General features: G+C 72.0%; 20 protein-coding genes and 1 pseudogene. 12 read left to right on the top strand and 9 right to left on the bottom strand.

What is annotated here, in order from left to right:
- Nucleotides 1-96: 96 nt before the first annotated feature.
- A pseudogene (locus ACFW2G_RS25860) lies at nt 97-489 on the bottom strand (alpha-N-acetylglucosaminidase C-terminal domain-containing protein); the annotation flags it as partial.
- 173 nt (nt 490-662) lie between these two features.
- On the bottom strand, nt 663-2,351 hold the full coding sequence (locus ACFW2G_RS25855) for a ricin-type beta-trefoil lectin domain protein (protein WP_384584370.1): 1,689 nt from the start codon (nt 2,349-2,351) through the stop codon (nt 663-665).
- A gap of 155 nt (nt 2,352-2,506) precedes the next feature.
- On the opposite strand from ACFW2G_RS25855, the gene ACFW2G_RS25850 reads away from it, so the two are divergent.
- Together ACFW2G_RS25850 and ACFW2G_RS25845 are read left to right on the top strand one after the other, a co-directional pair.
- Nucleotides 2,507-3,148, top strand: a complete 642-nt coding sequence (locus ACFW2G_RS25850) for a TetR/AcrR family transcriptional regulator (RefSeq protein ID WP_037916327.1) — start codon at nt 2,507-2,509, stop codon at nt 3,146-3,148.
- Between the two features lie 14 nt (nt 3,149-3,162).
- Nucleotides 3,163-4,122 (top strand): serine/threonine dehydratase, encoded by a 960-nt coding sequence (locus tag ACFW2G_RS25845; RefSeq protein ID WP_384584367.1) that lies wholly within the window; start codon nt 3,163-3,165, stop codon nt 4,120-4,122.
- Nucleotides 4,123-4,158: 36 nt separating this feature from the next.
- Here the strand turns inward: ACFW2G_RS25845 and ACFW2G_RS25840 are convergent, their stop codons facing one another.
- The gene (locus ACFW2G_RS25840; protein ID WP_384445326.1) at nt 4,159-4,632 is read right to left on the bottom strand and encodes a universal stress protein; all 474 of its coding nucleotides are present in this window, start codon (nt 4,630-4,632) and stop codon (nt 4,159-4,161) included.
- Between the two features lie 189 nt (nt 4,633-4,821).
- Between ACFW2G_RS25840 and ACFW2G_RS25835 the strand changes: the two genes are divergently transcribed.
- Nucleotides 4,822-5,187: a hypothetical protein gene (locus ACFW2G_RS25835; protein ID WP_037916336.1), complete on the top strand. Its 366-nt coding sequence runs from the start codon at nt 4,822-4,824 to the stop codon at nt 5,185-5,187.
- Nucleotides 5,188-5,191: 4 nt separating this feature from the next.
- Here the strand turns inward: ACFW2G_RS25835 and ACFW2G_RS25830 are convergent, their stop codons facing one another.
- Nucleotides 5,192-6,250, bottom strand: coding sequence for an AraC family transcriptional regulator ligand-binding domain-containing protein (locus ACFW2G_RS25830; protein WP_384584365.1), 1,059 nt, complete (start codon nt 6,248-6,250; stop codon nt 5,192-5,194).
- Nucleotides 6,251-6,518: 268 nt separating this feature from the next.
- On the opposite strand from ACFW2G_RS25830, the gene ACFW2G_RS25825 reads away from it, so the two are divergent.
- The 8 genes from ACFW2G_RS25825 (at nt 6,519) to ACFW2G_RS25790 (ending at nt 17,728) form a co-directional block, all read left to right on the top strand.
- The gene (locus ACFW2G_RS25825; protein WP_384445322.1) at nt 6,519-7,907 is read left to right on the top strand and encodes a serine hydrolase domain-containing protein; all 1,389 of its coding nucleotides are present in this window, start codon (nt 6,519-6,521) and stop codon (nt 7,905-7,907) included.
- Between the two features lie 320 nt (nt 7,908-8,227).
- Complete coding sequence (locus ACFW2G_RS25820) at nt 8,228-9,559, top strand: ABC transporter substrate-binding protein (RefSeq protein ID WP_384584362.1); 1,332 nt, start codon at nt 8,228-8,230, stop codon at nt 9,557-9,559.
- An 80-nt stretch (nt 9,560-9,639) separates the two neighbouring features.
- A complete protein-coding gene (locus tag ACFW2G_RS25815) occupies nt 9,640-10,515 on the top strand; it encodes a carbohydrate ABC transporter permease (RefSeq protein WP_052030216.1) in 876 nt (291 codons plus the stop codon).
- The gene (locus tag ACFW2G_RS25810; RefSeq protein WP_384445318.1) at nt 10,512-11,375 is read left to right on the top strand and encodes a carbohydrate ABC transporter permease; all 864 of its coding nucleotides are present in this window, start codon (nt 10,512-10,514) and stop codon (nt 11,373-11,375) included. Before ACFW2G_RS25815 ends, ACFW2G_RS25810 begins: the two co-directional genes overlap by 4 nt.
- 86 nt (nt 11,376-11,461) lie before the next feature.
- Nucleotides 11,462-14,488 (top strand): alpha-mannosidase, encoded by a 3,027-nt coding sequence (locus ACFW2G_RS25805; protein WP_384584359.1) that lies wholly within the window; start codon nt 11,462-11,464, stop codon nt 14,486-14,488.
- Nucleotides 14,489-14,675: 187 nt separating this feature from the next.
- Nucleotides 14,676-16,709: an FAD-dependent oxidoreductase gene (locus ACFW2G_RS25800; protein WP_384445314.1), complete on the top strand. Its 2,034-nt coding sequence runs from the start codon at nt 14,676-14,678 to the stop codon at nt 16,707-16,709.
- A gap of 46 nt (nt 16,710-16,755) precedes the next feature.
- A complete protein-coding gene (locus ACFW2G_RS25795; protein WP_384445312.1) occupies nt 16,756-17,169 on the top strand; it encodes a PaaI family thioesterase in 414 nt (137 codons plus the stop codon).
- 106 nt (nt 17,170-17,275) lie between these two features.
- A complete protein-coding gene (locus ACFW2G_RS25790; protein ID WP_037916349.1) occupies nt 17,276-17,728 on the top strand; it encodes an SRPBCC family protein in 453 nt (150 codons plus the stop codon).
- A gap of 14 nt (nt 17,729-17,742) precedes the next feature.
- Here ACFW2G_RS25790 and ACFW2G_RS25785 read toward each other — a convergent pair whose 3' ends face one another.
- From ACFW2G_RS25785 to ACFW2G_RS25765, 5 genes are all read right to left on the bottom strand, one after another.
- Nucleotides 17,743-19,317: an alpha/beta fold hydrolase gene (locus tag ACFW2G_RS25785; protein WP_384445310.1), complete on the bottom strand. Its 1,575-nt coding sequence runs from the start codon at nt 19,315-19,317 to the stop codon at nt 17,743-17,745.
- Between the two features lie 153 nt (nt 19,318-19,470).
- Nucleotides 19,471-20,055: a hypothetical protein gene (locus tag ACFW2G_RS25780; protein ID WP_384681066.1), complete on the bottom strand. Its 585-nt coding sequence runs from the start codon at nt 20,053-20,055 to the stop codon at nt 19,471-19,473.
- 138 nt (nt 20,056-20,193) lie between these two features.
- The gene (locus tag ACFW2G_RS25775) at nt 20,194-21,192 is read right to left on the bottom strand and encodes an SCO0930 family lipoprotein (RefSeq protein WP_384445374.1); all 999 of its coding nucleotides are present in this window, start codon (nt 21,190-21,192) and stop codon (nt 20,194-20,196) included.
- 137 nt (nt 21,193-21,329) lie between these two features.
- Nucleotides 21,330-22,748, bottom strand: coding sequence for an NADH-quinone oxidoreductase subunit NuoF family protein (locus tag ACFW2G_RS25770; RefSeq protein WP_236647459.1), 1,419 nt, complete (start codon nt 22,746-22,748; stop codon nt 21,330-21,332).
- A gap of 29 nt (nt 22,749-22,777) precedes the next feature.
- Entirely contained in the window at nt 22,778-23,644 is an 867-nt protein-coding gene (locus ACFW2G_RS25765; protein ID WP_384445305.1) for a hypothetical protein, read from the bottom strand.
- A 583-nt stretch (nt 23,645-24,227) separates the two neighbouring features.
- Between ACFW2G_RS25765 and ACFW2G_RS25760 the strand changes: the two genes are divergently transcribed.
- Nucleotides 24,228-25,550, top strand: a complete 1,323-nt coding sequence (locus tag ACFW2G_RS25760; RefSeq protein ID WP_384584353.1) for a PucR family transcriptional regulator — start codon at nt 24,228-24,230, stop codon at nt 25,548-25,550.
- Nucleotides 25,551-25,680: the final 130 nt, after the last annotated feature.

Here is a 25,680-nt window from a genome sequence, read left to right as displayed (position 1 = left end):
GCTCGGGTGCCCTCCTGGTCGCGTCGCGCCGCGTGGCATCGGAAGGGGCGGCCACCGGATCGCTCCGGCGGCCGCCCCTGCTCTTCTCCGGGCCAGTCAACCGAGTGCCGTGCCGGTGCGGCCTACCGCTGCCGACGATCTCCCTCGCACGAGCGCCGACTTTCCTCCTGGCGGGTGATCGTCCTCGCATCGGGCCGTCGTCGCCGCGGCAGATGGGGTAGGCCGCTGGGGTAGGCCGCGCCCCGCTCGGCCGGCGGCCGCCGGCGGGAGGGCCGCCGCGACCGCGGCCGCCAGCCGGTACGGGTCCCCGCTCGGCCGGTCCGGATGCCGGGTGGTCCGCCGGGCCCACTCCTCCTCGAAGGCGTGCCAGTCGATCTCCCGTGGCGCCGCCCCGTGCACCAGCGCCTCGTCCGGCGTCGCGAAGTAGGCCGTCCACCGCCGCGCGTACAGCTCCGAGATCAGGCCGTTCCATTCGCGGTTGGCGTAGTCGTGGTGATCGCGCCGGTGGTGCCGGACACCGTGAAGGTGTCAGGCTCGGCCGCGGGCCCGGGCACCAGGGTGAACTGCCGTGCGTGCCGTGGGAGCAGCGGCTGCGGTTCCGGCTGGGGCCCCGGTTCGGGCCGAGGCCGTGGTTTCGCGTGGCTCATGCGGGGGTCCGGGCCTCAGACCGGCAGGGACCAGGCCTGGTCGACCCGGTGGTCGCCGCAGGGCGCCAGCCGCAGCCGCTCCGCGGGTGCGTCGGGAGTGGTGGCGGCTTGCGGCGCGGTCAGGCACAGGCCGCTGACCTCCTCCACCAGGGCTCCGTCCCGGCGGTGGAACCAGCTCTGGCCGGGTTGGGCGTGCTGTCGGGGCGCGCAGTCGGCCAGTTCCACGGAGCCGTTCTCGCCTGCCGAGAGGCATTCGCCGGCGAGCCGCAGGCGGGCGTCGTCGCCCAGGAACCACCGCTGGTCGGGGGCTCCGGTGCAGGCCCCCATCACGACCGCGCCGACCCCGGTGGTGTTCGCTCCGTCGGCGCAGCGGGCGCCGTCACCGACGATCTGCCCGGTCGGCACGGCCTCGGCGCAGCCGCGCGGGGTGAGCCGCCACACGGCGGTGTCATGACCGGCCAGTTTCCCGGTCAGCGCGTCGGACACCTCGCTGCGCGCACCGCTCCACAGGTCCTGGGCGTCAGCCGTGCAGGAGGGCAGGCCGATCTCGTCGAGCGGGACGCGGATGTCGCGGGTATTGGCGGAGCGGTTGAGTACGGCCACCGCACGGTCGCCGTTCGCGAGCGGGCGGACCAGGATCTCGAAGGTGGCGTTGGAGGAGACCACGGCGCCCTGAAGGCCCATCGGGTCCTGGTCCAGTGCGATCATCCGGGTGTTGCCGAGGGCGGCGAGCCCTTCCGGGGTCAGCTCGGAGACGTCGGAGGACAGGATGAACGGGGCGGCCATCATGGCCCAGAGGGCGACCTGGCTGCGGCCCTCGGCGGCCGTGAGGCCGGGGGCGCCGGCGAGCAGGAAGTCGGGGTCGTTCCAGTTGCCCGGGCCCGCGTACCGGCCGAGCCAGCGGTTGTAGCCGTAGTTGCCCAGCACCGAGTTCCACCGGGAGGTGGTGGGCGCGGCCGGGTTGTAGACCTTGATGTCCTTGCCCTCGCGCCACAACTGGCCGGTCTCGCCGACCCAGCCGAGCACCTTGTGCCAGTCGGAGCCGCCCCACTCGCCCTGCTGGAAGTAGGCGGGTGCGGAGGCGGACAGGACCATGTCCCGGCCGCTCTCGCGCAGGGCCTTCGCGACGCCGTTGTAGGCGTCCCGGTAGGCCTGTTCCTTGGTGCGCCCCGGAGGCACCCACAGGTTGCAGCCGTCCATCTTGACGTAGTCCACCTTCCAGGAGGCGAACTGCCGTGCGTCCCGGGCGTAGTGGTCGGGGCCGCCGCCCTGAGGGGCGCCGCTGCCCGGGTACTTCTCGCAGGTGAGGGAGCCGGCGTCCTGGTAGATGCCGAACTTCAGTCCTCTGGCGTGCAGGTACTCTCCGAGCCAGGCCATGCCGTGCGGGAACTTGGCGGTGTCGACGACCAGGTTCCCCCGGGCGTCGCGGCTCTTCGTCATCCAGCAGTCGTCGACGGTCACCGTGTCGTAGCCCTTGGCGGCCAGCCCCGTGGACACGAGCGCGTCGGCGTTGGCGACCACCGTGGCCTCGTCGATGTCGCACATGTAGTGCGCCCAGTTGTTCCAGCCCATGGGAGGCGTGAGCGCGAGCGGGGTGTCCGAGGTCGCCCGCGGCTCGGCCGCCGCAGGGGCGGGGGAGAGCGCGAGGGCGAGGAGAGCGGCCGCGGTCAGACAGGGGAGCGTTGCGCGCAGGCGAGGCGGCACGGGGTCTCCTTGACGTGGGGGCAGTCGTGGGCCCAGTGCAGCGAGCAGGCCACCCGGTGTCAACGTATGTCGGTGCTTGTCGGCCGATGACCAGCAATATGGCTGCGATTGATGTCACACGAAAGAGGCGATACACCGTATGATACGTTGTATCAATGCCGAGGAGATCCGACGCCCTGGACCGCGCGACCCCCGAGGCCATTGCCGTGGCCGCCCTTCGGATCCTCGACGAAGAGGGGCCGCAGCGGCTCAGCTTCCGCACCCTTGCCGACCGCCTCGACGTCTCCCACGCCACCGTGCAGCGCCGCTGCGCGGACCTGGCCGGACTGCTCGACCTGTGCACCGAACACCTGGCCGCGCAGCTCCCCGAGATCCCCGCCGGCACCGACTGGGCGCAGGCCGCCGAGCAGCGGTTCCGCGCGCTGTACCTGCTGCTCACCGCGCACCCCGGGCTCCTCGTGCTGCGCGGCGGCCGGCCCTGGCTCGGTCGGCAGCTGCTGGCCCGGCTGGTCGAGCCGGCCCTCGCCGACAGCATCGCCGCGGGGATGACCGTCACCGAGGCGATCACCGCATACCGCCGCATGTACCTGCTCACGCTGGGCAGTGCGGCCTTCGTGGACCACCGCGATCCGGCCACGGCCACCTCCGCCTCGCGCGCCGCCCTGGCCGCGCTCGATCCCGAGGACTTCCCCGTGCTCAGCGGCGGACTGTCCGACGTGCTGCCGGCCCTGACGGACCACGAGGTGTACTACGGCGCCCTGCGCCAGCTGATCGAGGCCGCCCGGCCCACCACCTGATGGGGAGACCGACCATGGAACGTTCGCAGCACCTCGACCACGCCGCCGTGCGCGCCGCCGCCGCGCGGATCGAGGGCGAGGTACGGCCCGTCACCGTGGCGCCCGCGGCCGACGGCCTCTGGTACGCGCTGGAGTACCTCCAGCACACCGGCAGCTTCAAGGCGCGCGGCGCCCGCAACTTCCTCGCCGCCCACCACGACGCCGGCACTCTCCCGGCCGCCGGCGTCACCATCGCCTCCGGCGGCAACGCCGGACTGGCCTGCGCCTGGGCGGCCCGTGCGCTGTCCGTGCCCGCGACGGTCTTCCTGCCCGCCAACGCCCCGCGCGTGAAGGTGGAACGGCTTCGGGGCTACGGGGCCGACGTCCGGCTCGTCGGTGACCGGTACGCCGAGGCACTCGCCGCCTGCCAGGAGTTCGCCGCCGCCAGCGGGGCGCTGAGCAGCCACGCGTACGACCACCCGCTCATCGCCGCCGGGGCCGGGACGCTCTTGGAGGAGATCCGCGACGCCCTGCCCGGGCTGGACACCGTGGTCGTCGCGGTGGGTGGCGGCGGACTGTTCGCCGGCGTGGCCACCGCCGCGCGCGAACACGGTGTACGGGTCGTCGCGGCCGAACCGGAGAACTGCCGTGCGTTGAACGCGGCCCTGCAGGCGGGCCGGCCCGTCGACGTGGCCGTGGACTCCGTGGCGGCCGACTCCCTGGGAGCCACCCGGGTCTCGGCCGACGCGATGGCGGCCGCGCAGGAGGAGAACGTGACGTCGGTCCTGGTGTCCGACGAGGCGATCACGGCGGCCCGGCGCGCCGTATGGGAGGACTACCGGATCGTCGTCGAGGCGGGCGCGGCCACCGCCCTGGCAGCGGTGCGCGAAGCACCGCAGCCGCTGGGCAAGACGGTGGCCGTCGTCCTGTGCGGGGCCAACACCGACCCGCGGGACCTGACGGACCTGACGGACCTGACGGACCCGGCGGCCTGACGCGCCGGGCTCGGGAGCCGGGGCGGCGCGGGACGGTCAGGCGTCGCCCCCGTCCCCGCTCGCGCGGACGACCACCACGGTGCTTGCGGAGTGCTGTACGACCTGCTGGCTCACCGATCCCAGCAGCGCGCCCTTGAAGCCCCCGTAGCCGCGAGTCCCGACCACCGTCAGGTCCGCCTCCTTCGACGCGTCCACCAGGACTTGTGCCGGCGGGCCCTGCTCGACGCGGCGGAAGACCGGCACCCCGGGAGAGGCGCCCACGGCCGCGGTGACGGTGTCCGCCAGCTTCCGGCGGGCCGCCTCCTCGGCCGTCACCGCCTCCTGCTCCGCGAACTGGGCCTGTGCCATGCCGACGGCGAAGGGGTTGCGGTTCCACTCCCAGGCCATGACGGCGTGCACCCGGCCGCCGGTGAGCCGGGCCTGCTCCACGGCCCAGCGCACGGCCTCCCCGGAGTGGGAGGAACCGTCCACGCCGACGACGATCAGAGGCTCGGTGGTGTGCTCACTCACGATGGTTCCTCTCGTTCCGCCCGGAAGGTCGATCTTCTCCCTGTATACACGGAGCGGTCGGCCGACCTCGAACGACGATCGTCGCGGCGGACGGCGACTTTCGAGGACAGCGCGCGGCCCCCCGCCCTTGCGAGGGTGTGAGCGTCCAGGCGATCACCGCCGGACGCGAAGCGACTTGGAGGAACGGGCGTGGCTCAGCGCAAGGGTTGTCTGATCGGCTGCGGCGTGGCGCTGGTGCTGGGTATCGGCGCCGTCGTCGCGGTGGTCTTCGGCGTGGCGAAGATCGCCGACGTGGCCGACAAGAGCCTGGTCGACCCCGTGGTCTACGAGGGTGTGAAGACCGGTGACGCGGAGGGCGACGTCCGTGCGAAGCTCCCGTCGGGCGAGAGCTTCGTCAAGAGCGCCCTCAAGGACGGCGGGCCGGTCGAGCCCGAAGGCAGCACCTGCGCCTGGTACCTCTCCACCGCTGACGCCGAGGCGGGCCAGGAGACGGTGCTCCGCTTCTGCTTCAAGGACGGGAAGCTCGCGGAGAAGACCAAGTACCCGCTGAAGTAGCGGGTCAGGCGCCGCCCGGGGCGGCGGGCGCGGCGAGGGGGGCCGCGTTGCGGATGTCACGGGGTGCCCGACCGTCCCAGCGCCGCACCGCCCGGCGCAGCGCCCGCATGTCGCTGTACCCGACCCGGGCCGCGATCACCTGAAGCGGTAGATCGGTGGTCCGCAGCAGCTCCATGGTCCGCTCCTCGCGCACGGATTCGACCTCCTCGCGCCAGGTCGTGCCGAGCTCCCGCAGACGCCGTTGCAGCGTGCGTGGGCTCATCGCCAGCCGGCCCGCCACGTGCTCAAGGCTCACGGTGTCCTCCCGGAAGGCCCCGGCGAGAACCATCCTGAAGCTGTCCTGCCAGAGCACGACCGGCTGGGCGGCCGCCAGGGTCAGCTGGGCCTGCTGCACCAGGAGGCGGTCCAGACCCGGTTGCGCCTTGGGCAACGGCGCCCGCACGTCGTCGTCGTGGAAGGTGATGGAGTTGTACGGCGCCCCGAAGTCGATGCGGGCGGTGCCGAAGAGCTCCGCCAGGCGGCGGTGGCCGGCGGGCGCGCCGTGCGACACGGACACGCGCAGCGGGACGAGGGGCCGCCCGGTGGCGGCCCGCGCCCGGGTCAGGAACATGGCCAGGGCGAACCAGTCGATCGCCTCCACCACGTCCGGCCCCCAGCTTCCCGTCGCGTGACGGATGGTGAAGCGGCACCCGTCCTCTTCGATGAGGAGCCTCTCGTGGGCCGGGTCGCCGATGACGGCGCTGTACTCCACCACCTGCTTCAGGGACTCCCGGAGGCTGGGCCCGCTGGTGATCAGATAGTCCCACAGGCCGAACGTGCCGATCGGTGCCTCTTCGGTGAGCAGCGCGCCGACCGTGATCCCCGGCTCGGTGAGCGTCAGCTCCTCCCACACGGCCAGCGCCGACGGGGTCGAGACCCGGGCCAGGTCGTTGCCCAGCACCTCGGGGCCGAGGTCGTGGAACCGGGCGAACCTGCCCATGTCCCCGCCCGACCGGCGCAGGGCGTCGACGATGAACCTCGCGAGATGTACGGATACGGTGCCGTGGGCGGGAGTGGGCTGCATAGGGCGGGTGACACTACCAGTCGGGCCCGCGCAACTCCGTGCAGAACCAGCAGCCCGGCGCTCCGGCCTCCCCGCCCGGCCTGAAACGCGCCCCCGGCGCCCCACCGCGGCTTCTGGGTGGCGCCGTGGGTCCCCTCACTGACGCGCGCGGGTCCTTACGGGCGCCGGGGGGACCTGCCTACGGTGGCGGCGATCACGGGGACGCGGATCGACGCCCGGCCCCGCACGTGCCGTGATCCCCACCAGACTCCGAGTTGAAGGGTCCGACGTGACGTTCTCACCTGCCCACTGGCAGAGCCGCCTCGACGCGTTGCGCACCGCCCACCGTGTTCCCGGCGCCACCCTGGCCGTGTTCGCCGACGGGCGCATCCACGAGCTGGCGAGCGGCCTGCTGCACCGTGGGACAGGGGTGGAGGCCACCACCGACTCGGTGTTCCAGCTCGGCTCGATCGCCAAGATCTACACCGCGACGCTGGTCATGCAGCTCGTCGACGCCGGCCGGCTGGACCTGGACACGCCCGTCGCGGACATCCTCCCGGAGTTCAGCCCGGCCGCCGCCCCCGGGGCGGGCAAGGAGATCACCGTACGCCGGCTCCTCAGCCACACCGCCGGCCTCACCCGCGATTTCACCTACGACAGCGGGCGCGGCGACGACTGCCTGGCCTTGTACGTGCGGGCCGCCCGGAACGTGGCACTCGACTGCCCGCCCGGCAGCGCCGTCTCCTACAGCAGCGTCGGCTACGGCATCCTCGGCCGCATCGTCGAGGTGGTCACCGGACGCACCTGGGACCAGGCCCTGAAGGAACGGATCGTCGCCCCCCTGGGCCTGACCCACACCATGACCCTGCCCGAGGAGGCCCTGGCCTTCCGCACGGCGATGGGTCACCTTCCCGGCGACGGGCCGGAGCCCGAACCGGCGCCGGCCTGGGACATGATGCCCCGCTCGGCCGGACCGCACGGGCGTGTCCTGGCGAGCGCCGCCGACGTGCTGCGCCTGGCCAAGATGCACCTCGACGGCGGCGCCACCACGGACGGCACCCAGGTCCTGGGCGCCCGCGCCGTCGCGGCGATGCAGCGGTGGGAGGTCGACGTCCCCGACCGGTGGACGGTCGGCGCGGACGGCTGGGGGCTGGGCTGGTCGCTCTACGACTGGAACGGAGTCCCCGGGTACGGTCACGACGGCGCCGCCCTCGGGCAGTACGCCTGTCTGCGCGTCGTGCCCGGCGCAGACGTCGTCGTCGTCCTGCTCACCAACGGCTCCGCGGGCCGCCGCCTGTGCGCCGACCTCCTGCGCGAACTCCTCGCGGACGTCGCCGAGGTCCGCATGCCGCCCCCCTTCATGCCGCCCGCGCACCCGCCTGCCGTCGACATGACCCCGCTGCTCGGCACCTACCGGCGCGAGGGCGTCGTCATCACGGTCGGCCTCGCCCCCGGCGGCACCCCGCACCTGCGCTACGAGTTCGCCGACGGCATGCGGGACTTCTCGCCGGCCCTGGAGATGGACCTCTTCCCGCTCAGCGCGACCGTCTTCGCCGCACCCGGCACCGATCCCTCCTTCGGCGAGGGCTGGGTGCCCGTCGTCTTCGCCGCCCTCGTCGACGGCACCCCCTGCTGCTACATCGGCATGCGCTGCGCCCCCAGGACGGCCTTCGGCTAACGCCGTGCGGACCGGGCGTGCGGGGCGAGGCGGGTGAGTGCGCGCCGGGAGGAGAGGGGCGACATAGAGTCAACACCGGCGTCCGCGCTGCCCCCCGCTCGAACCGGCACCGGCATCGGCGGGCCGTGCGCTGAAGCGCATCAGTGCAGTTCGGGGGTATGGAAATGCAGTAGGCCTGCGCTCCCTCCGCCACGCAGCGGGATACGGTACCCGTCGTCCTCGGCCAGCGCCGACCGGGCCTCGTTGACGAGGACTTCCTTTCCCGCGACGGTGGGCACCGCCTCCGGCGACGCGGCCGGACTTCTGCGAAGGCGGCGACGATGACCCGTTCGAATCCGACCCGTGCGGCTGTGGCCGCACTGGTGGCCGGCGCCCTCCTCTCGACCGGCGCGTGCGGTCTCGGCGGCGCCGGGAACGGCAAGGAGGCGCAGAGAACGGGCCGGGTCGCCGGTGAGATCACCTTCCGGACCCTCCAGCTGAAGCCCGCCTTCACCGGCTACGTACAGGCCGTCATCGACGCCTTCGAGAAGGAGCACCCCGGCGTCCAGGTCACGTGGGAGGACGTGCCGGGCGACGGCTACAACGAGAAGCTCGTCGCCGACGCCCAGGCCGGCGCCCTTCCGGACGTGATCAACCTGTCCACCGACTCCTTCCAGCTTCTTGGCGACCGGGGCCTGCTCGCCGACGTCGCCAAGCTCGACGGGGACTCGGCCCGGGAGTACGTACCGGGCGCCTGGGAGCAGTTCAAACTGCCGGGAAAGGGCGACAGCGTCTACGCCTACCCCTGGTACGTCACTCCGGAGATCCTCACCTACAACCGGGAGCTCTTCGAGCGTTCCGGCCTGGACCCGGCCGCACCGCCGACCAGCGTGGAGCAGTTCTTCGACTACGCCGAACAGATCGCCGCCCGGTCCGCAGGCCGCTACTCGGCCTTCATGGCCGATCCCAAGGGGCGGCTGCCCGGCGACTGGCAGAAGATGGGCGTCCCCCTGCTCAGCCCCCGGAAGGACCGGTTCACCTTCGACACCGGCAAGGCCGTCGAATGGGTGGAGCGGATGAAGGACCTCTACGCCAAAGGCGCGATGCCCAGGGAGTCGCTGCTGACGTCCGACGACATCAACCAGCTCTACGGCAGCGGCAAACTCGTCTTCGGCCCGGGTTCTCCGGGATTCGTCAAGGACATCAAGCAGAACGCCCCGCAGGTCTACGCCAAGACGCACGTCTCCGGAGCCATCACCGGCCGGCTCGGCCACATCGGCATCTACGCCCAGTCGCTCGGCATCAGAAAGGACACCGAGCACCCCGACGCGGCGGCCGAGTTCGCGAAATGGGTGACCAATGGACCCAACCAGGTGGAGTTCTCCAGGAGGGCCACCATCTACCCCTCCAACGCCCAGGGCCTCGCGGACCCGTTCTTCTCCGACCGGGGTGACGGCGATGACGCCGAGACCCTCGCCCGCGCGGTCGGAGCCGAGCAGCTGAGGACCGCCGCCCTCGACGCCAACACCCCGGTCCAGTGGACCAACCAGGTCGGGGACACCGTCGTACGGGAGGTGCAGAAGGCGATCCTGGGCGAGCAGGACGCCCGGACGGCGGTGAAGAAGGCAGAGGACGCGGCGAATCGGCTCCTCGCGGACGCGGCCCGCACGTGACGTCCGTCGGTACCCGCCCGCCCGAGGCGGACCCGCGCCGCGGCCGAGCACCGCTGCGGTCCACGGAGGCCGACAGCGGTCTGCCGCACCGCAGCCGGTGGACCCCGTACCTCTTCCTCGCGCCCGGTCTGGCGATGGTGCTGCTGTTCAGCCTCTGGCCGTTCGTCAACACCGTCGTCCTCTCCTTCACCGATGCCCGGATCCTGCGCGGTGGCGGTTTCGTCGGCCTCGACAACTACCGGCGGGCCCTCGCCGACCCCGACTTCTGGGTGGCGACCGGCAACAGCGTCCTCTACCTCCTGGTGGTCGTGCCCTGCCTGGTCGTCCTGCCGCTGGCCCTCGCCGTACTCGTCGAGGCCCGGATCCCCGGGATCGGCTTCTTCCGCTCCGCCTTCTACACCCCGGTGATCGCCTCCGCCGTGGTCGTCGGGCTGATGTGGCAGTGGGTCCTGCGCAGCGACGGCCTCGTCAACACCGTCTTCCAGCGGCTCCGCCTGGTCTCCGAGCCGGTCCCGTTCCTGACGGACAGCACGATGCTGCTGTTCTCCGCAATGATGGTGACCGTGTGGAAGGGCCTCGGCTACTACATGGTTTTCTACCTGGCCGCCCTCGGGAACGTTCCCGCCTCCCTCCACGAGGCCGCCGCGATCGACGGCGCCGGTCCCGTCCGCCGCTTCTTCAGCATCACGGTCCCGCAGGTGAAGCCGATGATGCTGCTGGTCGGCACCCTCTCCGCCATCTCCGCCCTGCGCGTCTTCACCGAGATCTACATCCTCGGCGGCGAGAGCGGAGGGCCCGGCGGCGGGGCCCGCACCCTGCCCTTCCTCATCCGCCAGGTGGGCCTCGGCTTCTCCGGCGAGACCGGCTACGCCAGCGCCGTCTCGATCCTGCTGTTCCTCCTCACCCTGGTCTTCAGTCTGCTGGGCCGCCGTCTGACGAAGGGGGACGAGGGATGAGCCCGGCATCCTCCGGCCGCGCCCGCCCGTCCTCCGGCCGCGCCCGCCGCCGGCTCGGCCCGGCCGCCCGCTACGGCACCCTGCTGCTCGTGCTCGTGGTCATGCTGGGCCCGATCGTCTGGCAGTTCCTGACCTCGATCCGCGGCCGTACCGAGAACGTGTACGACGGCGTGCTGCCCACGCAGCCCACCCTCGACAACTACGTCCGCGTCGCGGAGTCCTTCCCCCTGCTGCAGTACGTCGGCAACACCCTCGTCGTCGCGGTCCTCGCGGTCACCTCGAACATGCTCTTCGCCGCGATGGGCGGGTACGCCCTCTCCCGCGCCGGCTGGAAGGGCCGCGAGGTCGTCTTCACCGTCCTCGTCGCGACCCTGATGTTCCCCTTCGAGTCCGTGATGATCTCGATGTTCCTCACGATCCGCGAGATGGGCCTGATCGACACCCTCGTGGGCGTCTGGCTGCCCGGAGCGGTCTCCGTGCTCAACATCATGATCATGCGGGCGGCCTTCCTCGCCGTGCCCAGGGAGGTCGAGGAGGCCGCCGTGCTGGACGGGGCGGGCGAGTGGACCCGCTTCACCCGGGTGTTCGTCCCCTCCGCCAGAGGAGCCCTGGCGGTCGTCTGCATCACCAGCTTCATGGGCGCCTGGGACGACTTCCTGTGGCCCCTGCTGGTCCTCACCGACAGCGACCACTACACCCTCCAGCTCGGCCTGAAGACCCTGGCCGGCGCCACCACCGTCAACGACCAGCGGCTCATCGCCGCCGGCGCGATGGCCGCGCTGCTTCCCATGGTGCTCCTCTTCTTCGCCCTCCAGCGTTTCTTCTTCAAGGGCGTGGGCGAGGGAGCCGTCAAGCTCTGAACCGGACCCTCCGACGAACCAGCAGGCCCGACGCACCGACTGCGGGCCCCCGTACCGACCGACCACCACCTCCGGGAGCAGCTGCCATGCATGACGACCGCGGCATCACCGAACACCGCCTCCGCCGGGTGCTCCACGAGCGCATCAAGCCCGCCGTCCACTCCAGCTCGCTCCCGCTGACCGTCGAGCGCTGGGACGCCCCGGGCGAGCCCGTCCCCGTCGCCGAGGGCCTGGCGGCGCCCTACCAGCCCTGCGCGCCCGGCGACGCGTGGGGCCCGGCCTGGGGCACCACCTGGTTCAAGGTCACCGGAACCGTCCCCGCCGGCTGGGCGGGCCGAACCGTGGAGGCCGTCCTCGACCTCGGCTTCGACCGGATGATGCCCGGCTTCCAGTGCGAGGGCCTGGTCCACCGGGCCGACGGCGGCGAGATCAAGGCCCTTAACCCGTACAACGACTGGGTGCGCGTGGCTGACCGCGCCGAGGGCGGCGAGCGGATCGAATGGTACGTCGAGGCCGCCTCCAACCCCGTCCTCGTCGAGCACCGACCCTCCTACGAGGGGGACGCGCGCACCAGTGACGACCGGCCCCTCTACCGCCTCACCCGGATGGACCTCACCCTCTTCGAGACCGAGGTCTGGGAACTGGTCCAGGACCTGGACGTGCTCTACGAGTTGATGATGCAGCTGTCCGTCGACGACACCCGCCGCCACACGATCCTGCACGCTCTCGGAGACGCCCTGGACGCGGTCGACCTGACCGACGTGCCCGGCACCGCGGCCGCCGCCCGCGCCCGCCTGGCCGGAGTCCTCGCCGCCCCCGCCCACGCCTCCGCGCACCGCATCAGCGCGGTCGGCCATGCGCACATCGACTCCGCGTGGCTGTGGCCGCTGCGCGAGACGGTCCGCAAGGTCGCCCGCACCACGTCCAACATGGTCAACCTCATGGACGAACACCCCGGTTTCGTCTTCGCGATGTCGCAGGCGCAGCAGCTCGACTGGATCAAGACCCACCGGCCCGAGCTGTTCGAGCGGGTCAAGAAGAAGGTCGCGGACGGGCAGTTCGTGCCGGTCGGCGGCATGTGGGTGGAGTCCGACACCAACATGGTCGGCGGCGAGGCGATGGCCCGCCAGTTCCTCTACGGCAAGAAGTTCTTCCTCGACGAGTTCGGCATCGACACGCACAACGTCTGGTTGCCGGACTCCTTCGGCTACACCGCCGCCCTGCCGCAGATCGTCAAGCTCTCCGGCTCCCGGTGGTTCCTGACCCAGAAGATCTGCTGGTCGCAGGTGAACCGGTTCCCCCACCACACCTTCTGGTGGGAGGGAATCGACGGCAGCCGCGTCTTCACGCACTTCCCGCCCGTCGACACCTACAACTCCGATCTCGGCGGCGCCCAGATGGCCCACGCCGCCCGCAACTACCGTGAGAAGGGCCGGGGTTCACGCTCCCTGGCACCCTTCGGCTGGGGCGACGGCGGCGGCGGCCCCACCCGCGAGCACCTCGCCCGCGCCCGGCGCCAGCGCGACCTGGAAGGCTCCCCGCGCATCGAGATCGAACGGCCGGACGTCTTCTTCGAGAAGGCCCGCGCCGAGTACGCGGACGCACCCGTCTGGGCCGGCGAGCTCTACCTGGAGCTGCACCGCGGCACCTACACCTCCCAGGCCAAGACCAAGCAGGGCAACCGGCGCAGCGAATCCCTGCTGCGCGAGGCCGAGCTGTGGGCGGCGACCGCCGCCGTACGAGTGGCCGGGTACGCCTACCCGTACGAGGACCTGGAGCGGATCTGGAAGACGGTGCTGCTCCACCAGTTCCACGACATCCTGCCGGGCTCCTCCATCGCCTGGGTGCACCGCGAGGCCCGCGAGACGTACGTTCGGGTGGCCGAGGAGCTCCGGGGGATCACCCTCGGCGCGCAGCGGGCGCTGGCGGGGGAGGGCGCCGAGGAACTGGTCTTCAACTGCGCCCCCTACGCCCGCCGCGGTGTTCCGGCGGGCGGGGCGGCCCACCCGGCGCCGCAGCCGCCGGAACCGGTCACCGTGGAGGAGCGGCACGGCGGCGGGCACGTCCTGGCCAACGGCCGGCTGCTGGTGGAGATGGACGGCCGGGGCCTGATCGTCTCCGTCTACGACCTGGAGGCGCGTCGCGAGACCGTCGCCCCGGGGGCTGCCGCGAACCTGCTCCAGATCCACCCCGACTTCCCCAACATGTGGGACGCCTGGGACGTCGACGCCTTCTACCGCAACAATGTCACCGACCTCGTCGGGCTGGACGGCCTGGACGTCGCCGAGAGCGGACCGCGGTCGGCGACCGTGCGGGTGACCCGCTCCTTCGGGCGGTCCCGAGTGGTCCAGCGGATCACCCTGCGGGCCGGCGCCAAGACGGTCGACATCGTCACGGACGTCGACTGGCACGAGACGGAGGCGTTCCTGAAGGCGGCCTTCCCCCTGGACGTGAAGGCCGACCGGACCGCGTCCGAGACCCAGTTCGGGCACGTGTACCGGGCCACGCACACCAACACCTCCTGGGAGGCGGCCAAGTTCGAGATCTGCGCCCACCGCTGGATCCATGCGGAGGAGCCCGGCTGGGGGGTCGCCCTGCTCAACGACTCCACCTACGGGCACGACGTGACCCGGGACGTACGGGCCGATGGCGGCCAGACCACCACCGTACGGCTCTCCCTCCTGCGCGCCCCGCGCTATCCGGACCCGGAGACCGACCAGGGTGCCCACACCCTGCGGTTCTCCCTCGCGCCCGGCGCGGGGATCGGGGACGCGGTCCGCGAGGGCCACGCGCTGAACCTGCCCGAGCGCACCGTGCACGGCGCCGGACCGGTCGCCCCGCTGCTGGCGGTCGACGAGGACGCGGTGGTGGTCGAGGCGGTCAAACTCGCCGAGGACCGCGGCGGCGACGTGATCGTCCGCCTCTACGAATCCCGCGGCGGCCGTGCCACGGCCACCCTGACGGCGGGCTTCCCGATTGCGGAGGCGGTCGAGAGCGACCTGCTGGAACGGCCCCTCGCGGGCACGGCCGTCTCGCCCCCGGCGCCGGACGGCACGGTCACCCTGAGCCTGCGCCCCTTCCAGATCCTGACGCTCCGCCTCCGCCGCGCCTGACCGGCTGCCGGTGCGGTGCGCAGCAGGGCGCCCGGCGGCGTGAGGTCCGCCACAGACGCGTGCGTCCCGGGCCCGACGGTCCGGGAAAGCCGGGCCCGACGGCCCGCGCCTGTTTATGCACCTAGTTGCAAAACGTGCGCGCCCTCGCTAGAACAGGTTCATCACCCCGCGCGAGGAGGCCACCCCGATGAATCCGCAGAGTTCCCAGAGCCGGTACCCGCACCTGCTGAGCCCCCTGGACCTCGGCTTCACCACCCTGCCCAACCGCGTGATCATGGGGTCGATGCACACCGGCCTCGAAGAGCACGAGGGCGGCTTCGAGCGCCTCGCCGCCTTCTACGCCGAGCGCGCCCGCGGCGGCGCCGGCCTCATCGTCACCGGCGGCATCGCACCGAACGACGCCGGACGCCCCTTCGAGGGCGGATCCCGCCTCACCACCGAGGAGGAGGCCGCCGAGCACCGCGTGATCACCGACGCCGTGCACGCCGAGGGCGGGAAAATCGCGATGCAGATTCTCCACTTCGGCCGGTACGCCTACCACAAGGACCTGGTCGCGCCCAGCGCCGTCCAGGCCCCCATCAGCCCCTTCGTCCCGAACGAGCTCTCCGACGCCGAGGTCGAGCAGACGGTGGACGACTTCGTCCGCGCCGCGCGCCTCGCCCGGCTCGCCGGCTACGACGGCGTCGAGATCATGGGATCCGAGGGCTACCTGATCAACGAGTTCATCGCCGCCGCCACCAACCGGCGCACCGACCGCTGGGGCGGGTCCTACGAGAACCGGGTCCGCTTCCCGCTGGAGATCGTCCGCCGTACCCGCGAGGCGGTCGGCGAGGACTTCATCCTGGTCTACCGCCTCTCCATGCTCGACCTGATCCCGGGCGGCTCCACCCTCGACGAGGTGGTCCACCTGGCCAAGGAGATCGAGGCGGCGGGCGCCACCATCATCAACACCGGGATCGGCTGGCACGAGGCGCGCATCCCCACCATCGCTACCTCCGTGCCCCGCGGCGCCTACACCTGGGTCACGAAGCGGCTGATGGGCGCGGTCTCCGTCCCGCTCGTGACCAGCAATCGCATCAACACCCCCGAGAAGGCGGAGGAGATCCTCGCCGACGGCCGCGCCGACCTCGTCTCCCTCGCCCGCCCCTTCCTGGCCGACGCAGACTTCGTCGCCAAGGCCGAGGCCGGCCGCCCCGAGGCGATCAACACCTGCATCGGCTGCAACCAGGCCTGTCTGGACCACACCTTCAGCGGCAAGATCACCACCTGCCTCGTCAACCCGCGAGCCTGCCACGAGACCGAGCTCGTGCTGTCGCCCACGCAGCTGAAGAAGCGCGTCGCCGTCGTCGGCGCCGGCCCGGCCGGCCTCGCCTGCGCCGTCTCCGCCGCCGAACGCGGCCACGCCGTCACCCTTTTCGAGTCCTCCGCCCACATCGGCGGCCAGCTCGACATCGCCCGCCGCATCCCGGGCAAGGAGGAGTTCGAGGAGACCATCCGCTACTTCGCCAACCGGCTCGACGCCCACGACATCGACGTCCGGCTGGAGACCCGCGCCGACGTCGAGACCCTCCAGGGCTACGACGAGGTCGTCGTCGCCACCGGCGTCACCCCCCGTACCCCCGACATCGAGGGCGTGGACCACGCCAACGTCGTCAGCTACCTCGACGTGCTGCGCGACGGCGCCCCCGTCGGCGAGCGCGTCGCCGTCGTCGGAGCCGGCGGCATCGGCTTCGACGTCGCCGAGTACCTCACCGACAGCGGCGAGGGAGCCTCCCAGGACCCGGACGTCTACTTCCGCCACTGGGGCGTCGACACCGCGTACACCGGACCCGGCGGGCTCACGGCCCCCGAGCGCCCCGCCCCGCCGCGCCAGGTCCACCTGCTCCAGCGCAAGGCCACCAAGGTCGGCGCCGGCCTCGGCACCACCACCGGCTGGATCCACCGCGCCGAGCTCAAGCACCGCGGGGTCGTCTCCGTCGCAGGTGCCTCCTACGACCGCATCGACGACGAGGGCCTGCACATCACCGTCGGCGGCGAGCAGCGCCTCGTACCCGCCGACACGGTCGTCCTGTGCACCGGCCAGGAGCCGCGGCGCGACCTGTACGAGGCCCTGCGCGCGGCCGGCGTCGAGGCCCACCTGATCGGGGGCGCCGACGTGGCGGCCGAGCTCGACGCCAAGCGGGCCATCCGCCAGGGAACCGAACTGGCCGCGAAGCTCTGACCGAAAGGGGATTGTGGCGGTCCGGCCGGGCCGCCACAATCTCCCGGTGACGTTCTCTCCCGCAGACGCAGACAAGATCCTCACCGACAACTTCGCGCCCTGGGTGCTGGCCCTCGGGCTGACCGTCCAGGAGACCGGCGAGCGGCACGCCGTCCTGCGGCTGCCCTGGTCCGCCGCCCTCGCGCGGGACGGCGGCGCCCTCTGCGGGCAGGCCATGATGGCCGCAGCCGACACCGCCACCGTCCTCGCGATCTGCGCCGCACGCGGCGGATACGGCCCGATGACCACCGTCCAGCAGTCGACGAGCTTTCAGCGCCCGGTGATCGACGCCGACGTGCTGATCCACGTGCGGGTCACCAAGCTCGGCAAGCGCATGGCCTTCGCCGACATCACCCTGACCCCGGAGGGCGCCGACGAGCCGGCCGCCACCGCCTCCACGGTCCACGCCCTCCTGGGCTGAACCGCGGCGGTGCGCACACCGCGGGGCCGGGGCATCGGGGCACTCGGCGCGCGCGCCGCCCGCGGGTCTGGGAGCATGGCACGGGTAGTCGCACCGAGGAGCGGACATGTCCGGACAGTTCGAGGCGAGCATAGAGATCGACCGGCCGGTCGAGCAGGTCTTCACCTACCTCGCCGACGGACGCAACGACCCCGACTTCAGTCCGCGCGTGCAGCAGATCACCAAGACCCCCGACGGCCCCACCGCGCTCGGCACCGTCTTCCGCAGCACGGTCAAGGATGCCGGGATGAAGACGGCCCGTGAGTTCCGCATCACCGGTTTCGACCCGCCGTATCTGATCCGCTGGACGGAGCAGAGCCGCAACCTGATCACCGCGGAGGGCGGCTACGACCTCGCGTCCCTGCCCGGCGGGCGCACCCGGGTCCGGATCTTCAACACGCTGGAGGGCCACGGCCTCGGCAAGCTCCTGGTCGGCATCGCGGCGGGCGCGGCCCGCAAGGACGCCCCCGACTTCGGCCGCCGCATCAAGGCTGCCGCGGAGGCGTCCCTTACGAGCTGAACCTCGGGGCCGGGTCAGAACCGCCCGGGCAGCCGGGGGAGAGGCAGCGGCTTCGCCGGAGCGGTTCCGCGGCGCTCGGCGGCGGCTTCCGCCGGGTTCTCGCAGGTCACGTCCTGGGCGGGCAGCCTCCCCGTGGCCAGGTAGGCATGGACCGGGGCGTTGGCGCATGACGCGGCGTCGAAGAGGTACACGCCGTGGCCCTCACCGCCCTTGGCCAGCACCATCCGCGAGCCCTTGAGCGCCCTGTGCAGGCCCTCGCCGCTGGTGAGCGGGGTCTGCGAGTCCCACTCGTTCTGCACCGTCAGCACGTTCGCCCGCTTGCGCATCGGGGTGGCCGACTCCACCGGCCGGTCCCAGAAGGCACACGGCTTGATGTTGGACGCGAAGTCCCCGTACAGCGGGTACCTCGCCTTGTCCTTCGCCGCGTCCCGCTCGTACTGCTCGGTGTACCGGGGCCAGGTGCCGGTGTCCCCGCAGACCACGGCCCAGAAGACGGCCGTGCTGTTGTCCGAGGCCGGCTCCTCGGCCGTCCGGCCGAGGAGCCGCAGCTTCAGTTCCCGGGTGTCCGTGCCCGCCGCCGGCGCCCTGCCCTCGGAGGCGGCCTTCAGGGCCGCGACCAGCGGTGTGGCCTGCGCCGGGTAGAAGAACACCCCGCGCGCGGACCGGATCATGTCGCCGGTGACCTTCGAGCCCTCGAAGTCGATGGGCTCCCGGTCGGCGCGCTCCACCAGCCCCCAGAAGGTGGCGGAGACCGCCTTCGGGTCGTCGCCCAGCCCGAACTGCTCGGACCGTTCCGCCGCCCACTGCGTCCACCGCGCGAACGCGGGTTCGGCCTCGGTGGCCCACACCTGGATCATCCCGCGCCAGATGCGCTGCGGGTCCACCCCGCTGTCGAGCACGAAGCGGTCGGTGCGCTCCGGGTACATCTGCGAGTACACCGCGCCGAGGTAAGTCCCGTACGAGTAGCCCAGGTACGAGATCCGGCCCTCGCCGAGCACCGCGCGGATGGTGTCCATGTCGCGGGCCGTGTTGCGGGTGGTGATGTGCGGCAGCACGGCGCCGGCCTTCTCGCGGCACTTGTCGGCGACGGTGCGGGCCCATGCCACGTCGGAGGGGAAGGTCTCCGGACGGTAGGCGCGGTCGAAGGGCTGCTCGGCGTCGTTCAGCCCGCAGGTGATGGGGCTGCTGGCGCCGACCCCGCGTGGGTCGAAACCGATCAGGTCGTAGGTGTCCCGCACCTCCTGGGGCATCGCCGAGCTCATCAGCAGCGGCAGGTCGAGCCCCTCACCACCGGGGCCACCGGGGTTCAGCAGCAGGACGCCGTGCCGCTTGGCGGGGTTCTCGCTCTTCATCCTGGATATCGCGATGTCGATCGTGCGGCCGTCGGGACGCCGGTAGTCGAGCGGGACCTTCAGCGTGGCGCACTCGTACGAGGCAGGCCGGTCGGGGCTGCACCGCTGCCATGCGGGCTTCTGCCGCAGATGGTCGGCCGCGGGAGCCGCGGCGGCCTGCGGTGCGGTCAGCAGGGGCACACCGGTGGCGATGAGACCGGCGGCGGCGAGCAGCGGTGCGAGGCGTTTCAGGCGCACGGAGCCGTTCCTTTCGGTGAAGTCGCGTACGAGTCCACCTTGTTGCACCCGGTACCCCGGCCGAATCATCCCCGGAGGGGAGGTCCTTGTGCTCCTCGCGAATGAGCCCACATCAGGACACTGGCCGACACGCCGCCTCCGCGCGGACCCGACTCAACCGCCCGCGGCGGGAGTCGAGTGGCCCGAGTGCTCGGAGGGGCCAGTGTGTTCGGAGGGGCCAGTGTGTGCGGCCCCGGAGGGCATGCCTGCGGAGGGGGCCGCGCTCCCCTCCGGGGCCGCGTCGGGCGCGGAGGGCCCCGTGCTCCCGGAGGCCGGCGTGTGGTGCGCGGTGCCCGTCTCGACGGAGCCGCCGAGCCGTTCGCGGAGCGCGTTCAGGGCGTCCGCGGACTGGGTGGTGACGACCCACCGGTCGCCCACCAGGTAGATCCCGCCGTACGCCCGGGCCTCGTCCAGCCACGCGCGCGCACCGTCCCGGGCGGCGAAGGTGGCCATGCGGTAGGCGCCCTGCCCGGTCTCACAGCCCCCCTGCCGCAACTCTTCCGCCTCCACGCTGACTTCGGCGGTGCACCCGATGGCCCTCGCGATCTCCTCGATCGAGGTGCCGGGCGTGCCCGCCTCCGCGGAGGCGGGCACGCCCGCGTGCCCCGCGCACCCTCCGGACAGCAGAACGGTGACGCACACCGCGGCGACGGCGGCGGACGGGCGGATCCGGGGAGCGGGGCGGTCGGTGGTCGGCATGCGGACCTCACGGACTGATCGGGAAAAGGGGTCGTGGCGCCCGGGAGGGGAGGGGCCCGGGCACCACGCGTTCAGGGGGTGTCGTGCTGTTCGGTGCTGTGCGGCGCGGAAAGTCCTTTGGGGGCGGGCTTCACGGCCTCATCCGGTGGCCGTCACCTTCTTGCCCTTGTCGGAGACCGCGAACCAGACGCCCTGCTTGCCCTGTCCGTTGATGTCGCCGGCTTCCTTGTCCCCGGTGAAGGTGTACACCGGCCAGCAGTCGATCGTCAGCTGTTCGGTGCCGTCAGGCCGCTTGAACGTTCCCACCAATTCCGCGGGAATTCCCTTCACCAATTCCTTGTCGACGGCCTTGGCGGGCTTCCACGTGTTCAGGCAGGCGCCGAGGCAGTTGGTCTTCATCGGCCAGGCGCTGTCCTTGTCGAACCGGTACAGGGTGCGGCCCTCCGCGTCCGTGAGGATGGCACCGAGCTTCGTGTTCCGGTTGACCCCGACCGGATCGGCCTGCGCCTCGTTCTGGCCGCCGGCCTCACCCGCGGGCGCGCCCGCTCCGCCGCCCGCGCTCGGGTCGGCGCCGGACCCGCCGCCCGCCTTGGCCGGCTTGCCGTCGGGCGCCAGCACGTGCCAGGTCCCGCCGACGCCTTCGCCGAGCGTGTCGCCCGGCTTCGTGTCCTTGGCGTAGCGGTACACCGGCCAGCCCGCCAGGGTCAGCTGCTTGGTCCCGTCGGCCCGTTCGACCGATCCGAGCAGGCTCTTGTCCATGCCCTCGCCCGCCGAGGCGTCATCCGCGGAGACCGCCGGCCAGACCGCAGCGCAGTCCCCCTCACAGTTGGACTTCGGGGGCTTGGGAGTGTCCTTGTCGAACCGGTAGAGCGTGAAGCCCGCACTGTCGGTGACGGTCGACCCCAGTTGCGCGTTGGCCTCCACCTTGAGCTCTCCGGCCGGGCCGTTCTTGACCGTGTCGGCGGCCGGTACGGCGCCCGAGCCGCCACCGTATCCGTCATAACCGGAGCCCGCCTGTTTGCTGTCGCCGACCGGCTGGACCGAATCCTGCTTTCCCGCGGAATTCTCGCCGCTGCCACAAGCGGCGGTCAGCATCAATACCGCGACGGCCGACCCGGCGAATACTCCACGACGCATCTTCTTCACGATCTCTCCTTCAGGTCAGGATTCGCGTTCTCGTGCCCTGGGTAATTTCTACGGGGCCGCTGTCGGAGAATGTCAATCTCCCTGGGAATTTGTCAGATCGCGCCAACATTGAACCCGGTGCAGTTGGTTCAGTCCTGGATGCGCAGCGCCAGCGCGGGGCAGCGCCGCACCGCGCGCTGGGCCTTCTGCCGCAACTGCGCCGGTACCGGCATGGACGCCTGGGACGGGTAGCCGTCCGCGTCGAGCCGTACGACGTCGGGGAGGATGTCCACGCACAGTCCGTGTCCCCTGCACAGGGTCCAGTCCACCACCAGCCGTTCCTCCGGGGTCTCGTCCTCGGGAAGGGGCAGCGCCCCCACCACTCGCCGGCCGCAGCCGCTGCCGAGGGCGTGGTCGCGGAACTCGTCCGGGAACGCCGCGAGCGCCGAGGCGACGAACGCCGCGGTGCCGTCGGGATGGCTGCACGCACCACGGCGCCGCACCACCTTCATCCGGGCCTCGATCGTTTCCAGCGCGGTTCTGCCCCCGCCCCTCACCGCGTCCTCCATCACGTCGGCCAGCGCGGGCAGCCCCCGGAAGCAGGGGCCGCACTGCCCGGCCGTCTCGTTCGCCATCCAGCGGGTCACCCGTGCCACCTCGCCCGCCGGGCAGGTGTCCTCCGGCAGGGGCAGTACCGCCCCCGCCCCCAGCACCGCGTCGAAGGCCGCGAGGGAACCGCGGGACAGGTCGGCGATACGGGCGGACCCCGGGTCCAGCCACTTGCCGTGGTACCCGCCCACCAGGACACCCTGGCCGGGATCCAGCCCGCACAGCTCCAGGACGTACGCCAGCGGGGTCCCCAGCGGCGCCTCGACGACCGTGCGGCCGGCGATGGTCAGCATCACGGTGCCGGGCTCGGAGGGCAGGCCGACCGCCCGGAAGTCCAGCGCGCCGATCCGTGCCGCCACGGCGAGCTGGGCGTAGGTCTCGGTGTTCGAGAACAGGGTGGGCATGCCGCCCAGGCCCCGCTCGCTGGTCCGGATCTTCTGCCCCGAAGGCAGCGTCGGCCCCCCGTTCAGGCCGTTGACCATGGAGGTGCTCTCACCCGTCACGAAGCGTTCGGGCAGCGCCTGTACCCGCACCTGACGGCCGGCGGGACCGCGTTCCGCCACGGCCGCGCGGAGCGACTGCTCCACGTCCGGCCGGGTGACGCCGATGACGACGTCCTCGGCGCCGACCGCGGCGGCGGCCAGCAGGGCCCCGTCCAGCACCAGGTGCGGGACGTGCAGCAGCAGAGCCTTGTCCTTGAGGCAACTCGGTTCGCCCTCACTGGCGTTGACGACCACCGCGGTTCCCGTGTCGCGGCCCTCGGCCGCGCGCATGACAGCACGCAGTTTCCGGGCGAAGGGGAACCCGGCCCCGCCGCGTCCCCGCAAGTCGATGTTCTCGGCGAGGTCGACGAGCTCGTCCGGCCGGTAGCGCGGTAGCTGGCCGTGCGTGGTCAGATGGGCGACGCGGTCGAGCCGGGGGGCCTGATCGAGCCCGGCCAGCAGTCTGGGGGCGCCCACGCAGCCGAGGCTGGGGCGCGTGAAGCCGCTCACAGCCGCCACTCGCGGGTGGCGAACTGGTCCCCGTCCATGCCAGCGGTGCCCATGCCCAAGCCGGCGTCCATGGAGGAGCCGGCCGGGTCGGCCGCGTACACGGCCGTCAGAGCGGGTTGGTCGTCCGTGGGCGGCGCGGCCGGCCCGGTGAACTTCTCCCGCGCGCCCGACGCCCGGGCGCGCGACTCCCGTCGCTGCCGGGGGACCGCGGCCACGACGGGCAGTTGCTGCGTACTCGCCGTTCCGGGGGGCCTGGTCGGTGACTCACTCGTCCTGGACCTGATCCGGAAGGCCAACATGCCGGCGACGCCGAGCAGGCACAGCGCGTACGACACCGTTACATAGAGGTCGGCGGCGCGGCCCGCCTTCAGCCCGTGCACCAGCGAGGCACCCCAGGCCGGATAGGCGGCGAAGTGCAGGGCGCGCCACCATAGGGAGCGGCCCTTGGTGGCGAACGCGCTGCGCACCGCGCCGGAGACGGCGACCGCGACGAAGAGGTATCCGGCCAGGCTGCCGAGACCGATCAGCACGGGCTGTCCGATGTCGGTGAAGGGCACCGCCGCCGCCGAGGCGGTCGTCCGCTGCCCCGCGATCTTGACCCAGATGTGCAGGGCCAGGAAGCCGAGCCCGGACACGGCCAGGCCGCGGTGCACGCCCTGGGCCAGCAGCCGGTGCCCCGATTTCAGCAGCAGTCGGTCGGTGGAGATCAGCCCCCACAGCACGGTGGAGGTGAGCGAGACGAGCGAGAGCACGCCTGCCCCGAAGTCGAGGAAGTCCCAGAACTGGGTGAAGGCGCCCGCGCGGGCGGCCACGGTGATGGAGACGATGGCCGCGCCGACGGCGCAGAGCGCGCCCGGACTCATCCGTCCGGGGGTCGGCAAAAGGGAGGGCCGCCGGGCGGCCCTCCGTCCCGCTGCCGGAGCCGATGCCGCGTGTCGGCTTTTACGGCGGGCCCTGTGCGGGCGAGGCATGTGCGGCTGGGGCAAGGGCATCCAGGTCTCCTGTGCGCCTGGGTACCGAGCACTCCACCTGGCGCTCGGAACCCGGGGGTCGTTGTCGTCTCTGCCCGGCCGCGCTGTGAAACTCCGCGCCGGCCGAGGGAACTTGGGGCCGGAGTGCAGCAGCATCGTGGAGCGTCACATCAGCTCCACAGGATTTATCGAAACGTGATAATTTCTCGCAGCCCGTCTCCGGCGCATCGAACAACACCGGAAGATTCCCCTCCAGCGGAGGTTGCAACAGGCCACCGCGCCGCCCGCCACCTACGCGTCCCGGACAGCAAAAAGAAGGCAAAGTCCCGGGACGATAGGCGGCCGGACCTCTCCAGGAGGGAGTACGAGGGCCGCAACTCCCGTGTCATGCAACGATGTTGACGCGGGGGGCAACCTCGGCGGGCTTGCCGCTCTTCCCCGGGCAAGCCTCACCCCGGCACGAACGAGGAAAACGATGTGCGAACTTCTGAACCGCATCTGGTCCCGCCCCCGAGGCGAGTGGACGCGCGTCCTGCGCAGGGAACTCCCCGCGCTGGCTGCCGAGATAGTGGAGGAGCTTCTGCATGGAATTCCGGAATTTTCCGCACTTGTCGATGACAACGATGCCATTGACGCAGAGTTGTTCCGGCAACTGGTGGAAGAGGCACTCCTCACCACGCTCGGCTACCAGGAACGATCCCGGGAACAAGCACCGGACGACTGCCAGGACCAGGCAGAGAACCAGGACGAATCCGAGGCCGAAACCGAGGCCGAAACCCAGGCCGAAACCGAGGCCGCACGCGCCGGCCGCGGCAGGGCCGTCAGCAGGGAGGCGACATACACGGACGAGTGCGAGATCACGCACGAGGGCCGGCGCGGCGACATCCGCGAGGAGGTCCGTCCCGGGTCCCGCGAAGGGATCCGTCAGCCGGTCCTCAAACGCGTCCGGGACAACACCCGGATGGGAACCGAGGAGGAGAACGGTGAAGAAGCCCGTCCGGGCGAACGGGCCCGCCAGGAGCTCTTCAGGACCCTCACCGACGACCGCGTCGCGTCCGACAGCTCCCTCACCGAGCTCGCCGAGGCGGCCGGATGGCCCCTCCCGCTGGCCGTGCGGGCCATCGTTCCGGCCACGCCCGGCGAGGCGCAGCAACTGGCGGGCGTCCTGGAGGACGCCCTCGTCGGGATGTTCGCGGGCCGGCCGTGCCTGCTGGTCCCGAGCCCTGAGCAGGATGACCGCGGACCGCTGGAGCATCTGCTGCGCGGCCGGTTCGCTGCAGTGGGACACACCGTCCCGATCCGGGACACGGCCTCTTCCCTGCGCTGGGCGCTGCGCCTGGCCGGTCTGACCCCCAGCCGACCCGGCATGGAACCCAGGGCCGTCTTCGTCGACGACCACCTCTCGACGCTGCTCCTGCTCCAGGACGAACCCCTGGCCCACGCCCTGGCCGCCCGCTGGCTGCGACCCCTCGCGGACTTGACCCCGCGGCAGAGCGAGCGGCTGGAGGTGACCCTGCTCGCCTGGCTCGAGGGCGGAGGTGCGCCCGAAGCGGCCAAGGCCCTCAGCGTGCACCCGCAGACCGTGCGGTACCGCATGCGCCAGCTGGAGAAGCTCTTCGGAACCGGACTGCGTGACCCGCGGACCCGGTTCGAACTGGAGATGGCCCTGCGCAGCCGCCGCCTGATGGCACAGGTGCGGCGTCAGCACTCCCGCGTGACCCGCAGGACGGCCCGGGTCATCCAAGCGGACTTCACCCCCCTCGTCGTCGGCCGCATGGCCCGCGTCAACGGACTCTGAACCCCCGAACCCCCAAACCCCCGTACAACCTCACCCCTGAACCCCCGAACCCACACCCCCTCTGAACAACCCCCGACCCGAACTCCGCACCACACCGGCCCGGCCCGGCCCCGGACCCACGGGGCCGGGC

Source organism: Streptomyces sp. NPDC058880 (assembly GCF_042742535.1).
Lineage (GTDB): Bacteria > Actinomycetota > Actinomycetes > Streptomycetales > Streptomycetaceae > Streptomyces.
The sequence above is the reverse complement of the archived record's forward strand: the minus strand, read 5'-3'. Positions and strand labels throughout refer to the sequence as shown.